At 62.4% G+C, this 11,146-nt stretch carries 15 protein-coding genes; 10 read left to right on the top strand and 5 right to left on the bottom strand.

Annotated elements, in window-relative coordinates:
* Positions 1-8 precede the first annotated feature (8 nt).
* The 10 genes from OSH12_RS23735 to OSH12_RS23690 all read left to right on the top strand — a co-directional run bounded on the left by OSH12_RS23735 (position 9) and on the right by OSH12_RS23690 (position 7,144).
* Complete coding sequence (locus tag OSH12_RS23735) at positions 9-380, top strand: hypothetical protein (RefSeq protein WP_266346117.1); 372 nt, start codon at positions 9-11, stop codon at positions 378-380.
* On the top strand, positions 380-775 hold the full coding sequence (locus tag OSH12_RS23730; protein WP_266346116.1) for a hypothetical protein: 396 nt from the start codon (positions 380-382) through the stop codon (positions 773-775). The genes OSH12_RS23735 and OSH12_RS23730 overlap by 1 nt, the downstream gene beginning before the upstream one ends.
* A gap of 82 nt (positions 776-857) precedes the next feature.
* Positions 858-1,160 carry a hypothetical protein gene (locus OSH12_RS23725; RefSeq protein ID WP_266346115.1) on the top strand — a complete coding sequence of 101 codons (303 nt, stop codon included), beginning with the start codon at positions 858-860 and terminating at the stop codon, positions 1,158-1,160.
* On the top strand, positions 1,157-4,744 hold the full coding sequence (locus OSH12_RS23720; RefSeq protein ID WP_266346114.1) for a phage tail protein: 3,588 nt from the start codon (positions 1,157-1,159) through the stop codon (positions 4,742-4,744). The genes OSH12_RS23725 and OSH12_RS23720 overlap by 4 nt, the downstream gene beginning before the upstream one ends.
* On the top strand, positions 4,744-5,214 hold the full coding sequence (locus OSH12_RS23715; RefSeq protein ID WP_266346113.1) for a hypothetical protein: 471 nt from the start codon (positions 4,744-4,746) through the stop codon (positions 5,212-5,214). Before OSH12_RS23720 ends, OSH12_RS23715 begins: the two co-directional genes overlap by 1 nt.
* Before the next feature lie 35 nt (positions 5,215-5,249).
* Positions 5,250-5,465 carry a DUF7940 domain-containing protein gene (locus OSH12_RS23710; RefSeq protein ID WP_266346112.1) on the top strand — a complete coding sequence of 72 codons (216 nt, stop codon included), beginning with the start codon at positions 5,250-5,252 and terminating at the stop codon, positions 5,463-5,465.
* Positions 5,458-6,045, top strand: coding sequence for a lysozyme (locus OSH12_RS23705; protein ID WP_266346111.1), 588 nt, complete (start codon positions 5,458-5,460; stop codon positions 6,043-6,045). The genes OSH12_RS23710 and OSH12_RS23705 overlap by 8 nt, the downstream gene beginning before the upstream one ends.
* Complete coding sequence (locus OSH12_RS23700; protein WP_266346110.1) at positions 6,027-6,353, top strand: DUF6527 family protein; 327 nt, start codon at positions 6,027-6,029, stop codon at positions 6,351-6,353. Before OSH12_RS23705 ends, OSH12_RS23700 begins: the two co-directional genes overlap by 19 nt.
* Entirely contained in the window at positions 6,350-6,730 is a 381-nt protein-coding gene (locus OSH12_RS23695) for a hypothetical protein (protein ID WP_266346109.1), read from the top strand. The genes OSH12_RS23700 and OSH12_RS23695 overlap by 4 nt, the downstream gene beginning before the upstream one ends.
* Positions 6,731-6,886: 156 nt before the next feature.
* The gene (locus tag OSH12_RS23690; RefSeq protein WP_266346108.1) at positions 6,887-7,144 is read left to right on the top strand and encodes a hypothetical protein; all 258 of its coding nucleotides are present in this window, start codon (positions 6,887-6,889) and stop codon (positions 7,142-7,144) included.
* On the opposite strand, the gene OSH12_RS23685 is transcribed toward OSH12_RS23690, so the two are convergent.
* From OSH12_RS23685 to OSH12_RS23665, 5 genes are all read right to left on the bottom strand, one after another.
* Complete coding sequence (locus OSH12_RS23685; RefSeq protein ID WP_266346107.1) at positions 7,104-8,570, bottom strand: hypothetical protein; 1,467 nt, start codon at positions 8,568-8,570, stop codon at positions 7,104-7,106. The two genes, OSH12_RS23690 and OSH12_RS23685, sit on opposite strands and share 41 nt — an antisense overlap.
* A 195-nt stretch (positions 8,571-8,765) precedes the next feature.
* Positions 8,766-9,035 carry a hypothetical protein gene (locus OSH12_RS23680; RefSeq protein ID WP_266346106.1) on the bottom strand — a complete coding sequence of 90 codons (270 nt, stop codon included), beginning with the start codon at positions 9,033-9,035 and terminating at the stop codon, positions 8,766-8,768.
* Positions 9,035-9,232, bottom strand: a complete 198-nt coding sequence (locus OSH12_RS23675; protein WP_266346105.1) for a hypothetical protein — start codon at positions 9,230-9,232, stop codon at positions 9,035-9,037. The genes OSH12_RS23680 and OSH12_RS23675 overlap by 1 nt, the downstream gene beginning before the upstream one ends.
* A 291-nt stretch (positions 9,233-9,523) precedes the next feature.
* Positions 9,524-9,784 (bottom strand): hypothetical protein, encoded by a 261-nt coding sequence (locus OSH12_RS23670; protein ID WP_266346104.1) that lies wholly within the window; start codon positions 9,782-9,784, stop codon positions 9,524-9,526.
* Between the two features lie 66 nt (positions 9,785-9,850).
* Complete coding sequence (locus tag OSH12_RS23665) at positions 9,851-11,098, bottom strand: class II aldolase (RefSeq protein WP_266346103.1); 1,248 nt, start codon at positions 11,096-11,098, stop codon at positions 9,851-9,853.
* Positions 11,099-11,146: the final 48 nt, after the last annotated feature.

Genomic DNA, 11,146 nt, shown 5'->3' with positions numbered 1-11,146 from the left:
GTTGAGCCATGCCAACCAAGCGCGGACATATCGGCAAGCGCGGTTCCGATTTCGTCATCCAGTTTTCCAAGCCCGGCCATGACGTCGACACGGCAGCGCCGGAGAACCTCGTCTTCAACAGCGCGGCCAAGCGGCTTCGCCCGCTGCTCTCGGGTGTTACGCCGCCTCTCGCGGCCGGCAACACCAACATCCCTTTGCCCAAGACCTTCCTTGGCTTGCCGCTAATCTTCGTCGACATGTTCTTCGGAACGGATGCCACTCGCAGCCCGGGGCGCGGCTTCACGGTCCAATATTATCGAGGTCGCGACTACTTCACGATCGCCAACTCAACCGCCGGCGCGACCTTCTCCTACAACGTCTTCGACAATGAGATCACCTGATGCAGCTGCTCTATCATGACGAGAATGGTCGGATCACGCAGTCGCAGTCGGGCGCCATGAGCCCCGACGACCTCGACGATCTGCGCGCTCGAGGCTTCCTGTTCGTGGTCGAGCCGGACGGTGTTTCGATGACCGACAACTATGTCGTCGACGGCCATCTCGTCCCTCGGCCGGTGGCGCCGATCGCCATCAGCCGCACCGAGATCCCGGCGGACAAACGCAGCAAGGTCAAGATCGCCGGCCTGCCGGACCCGTGCGTCGTCGAGATCGACGGCGAGCCGGTCACCGTCGTCGGCGGCCTGATCGAGCTGACGTCCGACATGCCGGCGACCTATTGGGTCGTCTTCGACAGCTTCCCGTTCATGCCTTGGTCTGCCGAGATTACGGCCACCTAGCCGGAGCCTTCCTTTGAAAATCCGTCTGACGAAGAACCTGGAACCTCTCCGGGGGAGCGCCCTTGCGCGTCTGGATGAAGTGATGAGCGAACGCCTCTACGCCATGACGGCGTCGCCGGTGGCGATCCTGCGATCGCGAAAGCTGGCGGAAGCGAAGCGCGTACTGGCGGGCGAGGGCGGGGCGCCTCTCCTTACTGCCGAGGCGTTCGACCAGACATTCGACGTGGCAAGCCTCGCGGCGACCGTCGTGGCCAAGGCTGCAACTGAGGCCGAAGTCATCGCCGCGATCGAAGCCCAGCGCCAGCGCGCGCAGGCCGCCATCCGTTCCGCCCCAAACCCCGCCGCCATCGACGCCGTCCTGCTTGAACTGGAGCTTCTCCGATGATCGACAGCTACTATCGCGCCGGCACGCTCTCCGTCACGGCCGGCTCAACGGCTGTCGTGCTGGTCGGTGCTGCTGCCCTGTCGCAGGTCAAGGCCGGCGATCAGCTGGTGATCGGCGGCACCGTCGCGGTCATCGACAGCGTCACCGACAACCTCAATCTGGTTCTGGTTGAGGGCTGGCCCGGCGCGACGGTCGCTGCCTCGGCCGACTATCTCATCCTGCGGACGGGCGCCGCCTGGTCGACGACCGTTGTCGCCAACGCCCAGCTTGCCGCCATCATCGCCGCAATCGAGGCTGGCCTGCAGGTCTCCGGCGCGCTGTCGATCGGCTATGTTTTCTCGTCGACGACCGGCGATGCCGATCCCGGCACGGGCCAGCTGCGGCTCGACAATGCCACTCAGAACGCGGCGACCACCCTCCGTGCCGATCTGGCCGATGCCAGCGGCATCAGCGTCGCGACCCTGCTTGACCAACTCACCCTCTCGTCCTCTTTGGTCAAGAGCCTGATCCGGCTGTTCAAGACGGCTGATCCATCGAAGTGGCTGACGTTCCAGGCGACCTCGCAGGCGACGCCGACCGGCTACCGCAACATCGCCGTCAGTTTGATCGGCGGGTCGTCGGCCTCGCCGTTCGTCGATGGCGATGCTATCTCGATGGTCGCCACCGTCTCGGGTGATAAGGGCTCGGCTGGTGCCGCGACGGGCTTCCCCTACGCCTGGGCGACGGCGACAACCGCAACCGATCCGTCTGCCGGCAGGGTCAAGGTCAATCACGCCACGCCTTCGAGCGCGACCCTCCTGTTCATCTCGGAGACGGACGGCAACAGCTCCAACCTGGCGGCCGAGATTGCGAGTTGGGATGACAGCACGTCTTCCCGCAAGGGCCGGATCAAGGTCGCCGACAGCTCGAATCAGGCCAACTTTGTCGAATACGATGTCGCCGGTGCGGTTACCGACAATGGTACCTGGGTCACGGTCCCGGTCGCGTTCGTCGCTTCGGGCGGCACCATGGCGAACAACGCTGCCTGCGTGCTCGGCTTCACGGCGAAGGGCGACAAGGGCGACACCGGGTCGGCGGTTGGCGTGACGCTGGTCTACTCGACGACCACGACTGATGCGGATCCAGGCAACGGGACCTTCCGCTTCAACAATGCTGCGCCGGCCTCGGCGACTGCCGCCTATGTCGACAACCTTGAGGCCGGCGGCGGTTCGATCACGGGCTGGCTCGATAGTCTGGACGACAGCTCATCGGTTGTGCGGGCTATCTTGGCGCTCCGCGGGATCACCAATCCTTCCGCCTGGGCCGTATTCCTCGTGACGGGCAGCGTTGTTGATGGGACTGGCTACCGCAAGCTCACGCTTGCGCATCTCGCTTCCGGCGGCACTTGGTCCAATGGAAACAGCTTTGCCCTGTCTGCATCACTTTCAGGCAATGTCGGCAGTATCGGCCCGGCCGGCGGCGCGATTTCAATCCCTTACACCTTCTCGACGACGACAACCGATTCCGATCCTGGGGCCGGGCAGATTCGGCTTGGAAACGCCACACAGAACCTCGCGACCGTGATGCGGGTGGACCTGTCCGGTTCGGACGGTAGCGACTGGGCGTCTGTGCTCGACACGCTCGCGCTTTCGACCAACCCGACCAGGGCGCTGATCCGGATCTTCAGGGCGTCCGACCCGACCAAGTGGCTGCTCGCCTCGCTGAGCGCGCTCGCTTCGCCGACCGGGTATCGCAACCTCTCCATCAACGTGCTCGGTAGCTCGTCTAGCAATCCGTTTGCCAATGGCGACGCCGTGATGTTCTGCGCCGAGCGCATCGGCGACAAGGGCAACAAGGGCGACAACGGAGACAACGGCAACGCGGCGACAGTCGAGGTCGGGACCGTTGTAACCGTCCCGGCCAGTGTGCCCGCTGCCGTCACCAACTCCGGCTCGGATACGGAAGCGATCCTGAACTTCGAGATCCCGGCCGGGCTCGACGGTTTCCTGCCGGGCCGGCGCTTTGCCTTCTCGACCACGACAACCGATGCCGACCCGGGCGCCGGTACGCTCGCCTTCAACCACGCGACGATCGGCTCCGTCACGTCTCTGTTCATCGACAATGAGGAATCGGCCGGCGCCGATGTCACGGCCTGGCTGGATAGCTTCGATGACAGCACCAACACCGCCAATCGCGGTTCGATCTTCATGCAGCACGGCACCGACATCTCGACCTTTGCCGAATTCGTCGTCACCGGCTCTGTCATCGATGGTGCTGGATATCGCAAGATCCCGGTCGTGCCGGTCGGGGGCTCGGGCTCCCTTACCAATGGCGCACCGCTCGTTCTCAGCTTCACCCGAACCGGCAACAAAGGTTCGGACGGCCTCGGTGCGGGCGATGTGGTCGGGCCGACTTCGGTAACCGATGGCGCACTTGCCCTTTTCAATGGCACCACCGGCAAACTGCTGAAGAATGGCGCAACAGTGCCGAGCGCCTTCGGCCTTTCGCTGCTCGATGACGTCAACCAGGTGGCGGCCCAGACGACTCTCGGACTTGTCATCAGCACGAACGTGCAGGCCTATCACGCGTCGCTGCAATCGCTGTCGAGCATCACCGTCTCGGCCGCCGCGCTGACGCTGCTCGATGACCCCAACACGGCGGCAATGCTGACGACCTTGGGCGCAGTCCCCCTCGCCGGCGGCACGATGACCGGTGCCCTGACGCTGAACGCTGATCCGTCCAGCGCCCTCCATGCCGCGACGAAGCAGTATGTCGACAACGTCGCCGCAGGACTGGATCCGAAGCCAAGCGTTCGCCTGGCGACGACCGCCAATGACACGCTGTCGGGGCTCGCTGCGCGTGACGGCGTGACGCCGGTCGCGGGCAACCGGGTTCTGGTCAAGAGCCAGACGACGGCTGCGCAGAACGGCATCTATGTGGCAGCCTCTGGCGCATGGGCGCGCGCCGCCGACATGGACAACTGGCTTGAGGTGCCGGGTGCGAATGTCTGGGTCGAGGAAGGAACAGCGCACGGCGCAAGCGCGTGGGTCTGTTCCGTCGTCTCGGGCGGCACTCTCGGTACGACGGCGATCACCTGGTCGCAATTCGCTGGAACCGGCGTCTACCAGCCGGCCTCGATCAATCTGACCACCTGGTCGGGCATTGCCGCAGCCGCCGGCATCGGCGCATTTCTAGCAACCCCATCGAGCGCCAACCTGCGCGCGGCCCTAACCGACGAAACGGGGACTGGCAGCGCTGTCTTCGCCGACTCCCCCGCACTCATCGGAACGCCCACGGCGCCGACCGCAACGGCTGGCGCGAATACGACGCAGGTGGCGACGACGGCGTTTGTTGCGGCGGCAGTTGCTGCGCCTATCCCAACCACCTCGGTGTACCCCATTGGCACGGCAATGATGATGGTAAAACGCGGGACGGGGTCACTTGCAGATGGCGCTACCATTGCCGGGTCCAGTGTTCAAAACGCATTTTGGGACGCTGGGGGGACTATGGACAATAGCGGGACTGCCCAAGCTGGAACATGGCGCAATATTGCTGGTGTGGCGCTCCTGGAGAATCAGGCCGGAACGATGGTGAGGATAAGCTAATGCTGGTTACGAACGCACGCTTCATCAACGTTTCCGGCTGGTACGACGTGACGGTCACGCCGGACGATGGTGAGCCGTTCGGCTACACCGTTGCGCCCGATGACGACGCGGAGACGGCAGTGGCAATCCGGGCTGTCGTTGCGGCACAGGCGATCCCAATTGCAGCCTACGTGGCGCTGCTACCAGGTGTCCCCTCGAGAGTATCGGCCGCTCAGGCGAAGCTGGCGCTGGACGCCGTCATTACTTTTCCGGGGCAAGAGGCCGAAGAGGGCGTTCTCGTCGGCAGGATGACGCTGCTTGATGATTTGGAAGCCGTGATCGCGGCTATCCCCGTCCGTGCCGTCCGCATCTGGTTCGCCGACGCCAACGTCTGGGAACGGACGCACCCCTACGTCTCCGCGCTCGCCCTCGAAATGTCGCTCGATGACGACGCTATCGACGCGCTGTTCATAGCGGCTGATCGCTACTAACCACCTCCCCATCATCACAATTCCGGAGACAAGAAATGCTCGTGCCCAACTGGCGCGCAGTGCTGCGCTATGCCTGGAGCCTCAAGCTGATCCTCCTCATCGCCGCGATCCAAGGCCTCGATGCGGCCATGCCCCTCATCGGCCTTGCCCTGCCCATTCCCGCTGGCTGGCTGGCAGTGATCACCACGATCCTCGCCATCTTGGCCGCGTTCTCCCGCCTCATCCCGCAGAAGGCTCTGACCGATGGCTAAGCTCTATTCGACGAAGCGCGGCAAGGCCGCTATTGCCGGCATCATAGCGATTGCCATCGGCGGCTTCGCTACCGTCTCTGGGACCAGGGTCCCCGACGACGTGGCACTCGCAGCGACCTTCTTGGTCAAGCCGTGGGAAGGTCGTCATCTCCGGGCGTATCCAGACCCGGCGACAGGCGGCGTTCCCTGGACGATCTGCGATGGCGACACCAAGGGTGTGAAGCCCGGCCTGGTCGAGACTCCGGCCGGCTGTGACAAGCGGCTTGTGACCCGCATGGCGGAGTTCCGGGCGCAGCTGGTGCGCTGCATCCCCGGCTTCGACAAAAAGCCACTGTCATGGCGGGCAATGATGAACTCGCTCTCCTACAACATTGGCACCGGTATCGGCGCCACGAAGGGCGGATCGTGCAACTCGACGGCCGCGCGCCTCGGCCGCGCCGGTGATTATCTCGCCAGCTGTAGTGCAGCCACCGCCTTCAACAAGGCCAACAACCGTGTGTTCATCGGTCTCGTCAATCGCAGGGAGATGGGCGACGCCCGCCGGATCGGTGAAGGCGAGCTTTGCGTGAGTGGCCTCTGATGGGCGCGCTGTCGAAAATCCTACGTTCGGCAGAGGGTGGTCGTCTGTTGTTCTGGTGCCCCGGCTGCGATGGAGCACACCAGGTTAGCGTCGGGGAGGGGCCCAGTCCGCGCTGGGGCTACAACGGCAATGCCGATGCCCCGACGTTCACGCCGTCGATCTTTGTCAATGCACCTGGGCCCTATCACAATCCCGGCGCCGAGACTTGCCACTCCTTCGTGACGGACGGCCGCATCCAGTTCCTCGGCGATTGCTCGCATGCGCTGGCCGGCCAGACCGTCGATCTCCCGGATTGGGAGGCTGCATGACCTCCGTCTTCGGCCTGAAGGGCATGGCGATCGCCGCTGCCATCGGCCTCGTCGCCGGCGCCTACGCCGGCTACCGCATCACCAACACCTTCGACGAAGCAAAGGCGCTTCGACTGGAACGCGACGCCCTCAACGCGACAATTGCCGCACGCGACGAAACCATTGCCCGTAATGCCCGGCTCACCACCGGCGTCAACAACATCGCGATCGGCGTGAACCGCGCGATTGCCTATCTGAGAGAGGCGGCCAGTGATGAAGCCCTCACGCGCGACGACCCTGTTTGTCGCTATAGCGACGATGAGTTTGGCCGGGTGCAGTCACGTATCGACCGCGCGGCCAGACCCGGCGCCGGTCTTCCTGCCGTCACTCGCCCCTGAGATCCGCGAGCCCGGCGCGCCACCGGTCGTCAGCCGCAATCCTCAGATCATGGCCAACCGGGCAATCGACGCCTATGGCGTTTGCACCATCAAGCACGTTGGCACCGTCGCGGCTTATGATCAGGCCGTTGTCGAGTTGGGGAAGGCGAGACAGAGATGAAGCAACCGGAATCGGAACCACTCGCCGAGCGCTATGGCGATCTCCCCGAGGAGACGCGTCGCATGCTGGAGGACCTGCGTCCGGATGAGGTCGCATTCCTCCAGCGGCTTATCCGCGTGATGATCAGCTTTGGGACGGTCGGTAAGTTTCTTGGGCTCGTCGGCGGGGCGGCGATCGGCCTGGTGCTGGGCCTGCCGCTGCTGATCGACACCCTCATGCGGATCTGGAGTTGGATTCCTCATCGGGGGCCGTGAGGGCGGCGGGGGTTCTCTTTCGTACCGCGACCGCACCTGCACGAAAGATGGTGCGCCAGAAACTCACTATGGAGATCGCAACCGCAACCTCGATAGATGGCATGATAGGGACGAGGTAGCGCAGCTCGATCGCCGTGAGCGATATCGAAACCAATATGGCCGTGCGAACCGTGGTGGTAAGCAAGGCGGCCGTCAGCGGCAAAAATGCTGCGCGATCACCTAATAATATGGCCATCGGCCAGAAAATAAGCGCCGCCGATATAACAAGCAACGTGTAGATGTGCGCAATATTGGCTAGTATTAAATTGTTCCATCCATACGAAGTTACAGTATCTTTTCTAGTCCACAGTAGTGTGGCTCGCGTCAAAGGGACAAGCACGTAAGCTTCAACTGGATTATTTCTCTGAAAGGAATTGGCAAGCGTGGCGAAGTTTTCGTCCAATTCGCTTGGAAAAGGTCCTCCATCGGTCAGTCTGGATGCCTGCTCCATCAACCGTCCTAGATCAGGCTCAACGCTGGGCGAAAAATGGAATTTCGCTGCACTTTCTATTGTAGAGTATTGCTTGTTCCAAATGGGCCAAAGGAACTGGCTTGCGCTTTCCTGCGAAAGCGCCGTCGCCCTCCATAAATCAATCACGCCGGACGGGCGATCTCCCTTATATAGATAGGATGGCTGCTCCCATTCCCCTTTTACAGCAGCAGGAATCTGCCAAGCGAAAAGGCCAATTCCTGCGGAAATGCCGATCGGGGCAAGAGCTTTTAGAAGCGTTCGCCAATCCATTAGGCTCAGTCCGACAACGCAGACCGCGACGAGAAGGAATACCTGTTCCCGCCGAACGATAACAGCGGCTGCGATGGCCAGCGATACTGCCAGCACGTCAAGTCGTCCGCGTCGCACAGAGCGAACGAGAGAAGCGGCAACCAAAATTGTCGTTGCAGCGGATAGGTACTCGGGCATCAGGATGCTGGACCAAGCAAACGTTGCCGGAGAAAAACTCAATAGCGTTGCGGTCGCTACTTGCATCGCGCCAGTTCCGCGTAGCGACAATATCAATAGAATGACTGAAAGTGCATATGCTAGCGATTGGGATACAAGTACCGTGCTCGTACTTTGGCCACCAAGGAAATAACTCAGCGCGACAAAAATTGAATACCCGGGTGCTTTTGTTGATATAAAATTAGACGTGCAGTCATCGGTGACTATGTCGTCGCTATAGCAGCCATACTCAAAAATATTCTTAGCAACTTCAATGTATAATGAAGTGTCACCCTGCCATCGAGGCTCGTTAATCATAATTTGAAGGACGGCACTCACCAAAACAATGACGACGCTAATGAGCCCCGGCAATCCGAACGAGCCTGCTGGTAACACTCCTGACCGGCATAACAGAGTTGATGTGCCTGTATGATGCTGCGATCCGACCATGTGATCTCATTTTACTGTTCGGGAAGAGATACTACACCGGGGTGGACTTTCCGCCAGAGCCGCCCTTACCATAGGCGAAGGGGGTATCATGACGCGCACCGCCATCACACGCACGCTCGTTTACACAAGCCTGATCGCCGCCTCGGTTGCGTCCTGGTGGGCGCTGATCAAGCTGGTGGCGGATATCAGCGGGCTTTAGCCGCCCATCATCGCCTGCGAGCCCTTGCCGGGCATGCTGAACACAATGAATACCCTCCTGCATCCGCACGATGGGCACTTAAGCCGCTCGGGCAGCATCGCGAGCGGGTAGTCCCGGCCGCGCGTCCAGATCATCGAAGGTAGGTCGAGATTGACGCTCTGCCCGCAAGCGCGGGTCCCCTTCTTGGTGCTGGCATCGCGCCCCAGGCATCGGACGGAAGCCGTCCAGCCCGCGCGATAAGCATCGGTTAGCGTCTCGACGTCCATCAAGCCTCCTGCCGCTCGACTGCCGGGAGGCGCCCGCGCACGAACCCGAATGACACGCGTTCCGCCCGCGCATCGACAGCCATCAGCAGCGTTTCGATGACAGCCAGGGGGTCGCCGTTGTGAGCCGATAGAAGGCTTTGTACGCGCTGATCCAACGCGCTTTGCACCTCGTCGAGACGTTCGGCGGGCTCGCCCATGACGCTGCTCCGTGTTTGATGTTCCTATTTCGTTCTCATCGCAAAGAGAGTCAAGGAGACTAGGAGTTGAATCCTAAAATGCGAAAAGGCGGCTCCCATAAAGAGCCGCCTCTATCCCCTGTCGCATTCGCTGGGCCGTAGAACAAAGCGGAACTATGCACGACTGGATTTTGCAAACTATTTCGCGAACCCGTTGATTTCATTGGCTCGGGTCGCCCCCTTCCGGGACACCACCTAAAAACTAAGTGACTGTTTTCGTTATCGAAATCGCGCTAAATCCCGCACCTCGGATTAGGGTACGGGCGTTTTGTTCTGTTTCTGTTGCTGCAACTTGTCGCTCGCATGCACACCCATCGCTGCCCTGTTGGCTGCTCGGGCGTACAGTTTTGCCTGTTTCGGAGACTGCCAGCCGAACATCGCCATAAGCTCGGAAGTCGTCGCGCGTGCCTCTGCCGCGCGAGTCGCTCCCGGCACGCCCGCTTCCGCACAGCGATCCCGGAACCAGTTCCCGAATCCATCGCCCGCGAAGGCTTTGCCGTATTCGGTGGTCAAATAGGAGAGGCCGCCAGTCTGCGTGGCAGAGGCAGATTGGGCGGGGGAACCCCCCGCCCATGCTTGTCAGGCTGACTTCAGCTTGGCCTGTTCCAGCGACCAGTATTCCATGTCGAACAGGTCTGGCTCCGAAATCGGCGTGAAGCGGCCATAGGATTCGGCGGCGTTCATCACGCGCGTCGACTGCTCGATCAGGTCGCCGGCGATTTTCGCAGCCTTGGCGTTGTTGCCGAGGCCGAACATACCCTCGCCACGCACGAGGACGACGCGCGGATAGGCGTCGAGCATCGTCTTCGGCTCGCTGGCCTTCGCGGCATTGCGCTCGAAATAGGCGGTGTAGCGCTCGACATAGCCTGCAAGCGCCTTGTCGATCTCGGCCTCGGAGGCGCCGGCATCGACAATCAGCGGGAACGGCTTGATGCGGATGACGTGGTCGGGCGTGACCGTGCCACGGAGCGCGATGTCCTCGACATCCGGCTTCGATACGTGGCGGCGGATCGCTGGCGTCGAGCGGTAGTCGAGCGAAAGCCCCTTGGCGAAGGGCGAGCCGGGGCGGGTGAGGGCGGCGGTCAGCCGCTCGACGAATGCCGGGTCGGCATCGCGGTCGCTCTGTTGCGGACCTTCGAGCGCCACACCGGCGCGTGCCAGTTCCTGCTCGGCCATGGTCGCGAATTCGATCATCAGCTCATAGGAGGCCTCGGCCGTGTCGGCGAAGCTGAACAGGCCGTGGTTCTCGAGCCAGAGTCCCTCGCAGCCGGGATGGTCGCGATAGACCTTGTCGCCCTCGATCGAGAGGTCGAAGCCGGGCATGACATAGGGGACCCAGGCGAGCCGGTCGCCATAGACGCGCTTCACCGTCTCGCGCATGTCGGGCTGGTTGGCTAGCGCGAGTGCGGCCGTCGCATGGGTATGGTCGACGAAGGCAAACGGCAGGAAGCCGTGCAGCAGCGCCTCGACCGAAGGGTTGGGCGAGGCGGGATCGAGCAAAGCGGAGCGCAGCAGCGCCACCATTTCGGGGTCCGACAGCTTGCCGCCATCGCGCGCGGCGATCAGCGGTTCCATCCGCACCGCCGGCAGACCCGGCGCCTCGATCGTGTCGAGATCCCAGCCGCTGCCCTTGATGTGCATGATCTCCTGGCCGTCGCCGCCGGTCAGCTTGGCCGAGGTGTTGCCACCGCCATGCAGGACGAGGTCGGGATCCTGGCCGATGATGCGCGACGTGTAGATGCGAAGGCCGAGCGCCTCGCTCTGGCCGGCGGCAAGGGCTGCCTGGATGAAACGATTGGCCTCGTCGCCGTTCCAGCGGCTTTGCATGGGTCTGGATCCGTTCTGCTTTTAGGGAAATGGATCGGGCGGCCCCTG

Source organism: Kaistia terrae (genome assembly GCF_026344005.1).
GTDB classification, from domain to species: domain Bacteria; phylum Pseudomonadota; class Alphaproteobacteria; order Rhizobiales; family Kaistiaceae; genus Kaistia; species Kaistia terrae.
This window is presented reverse-complemented; position numbering and strand designations above follow the sequence as displayed.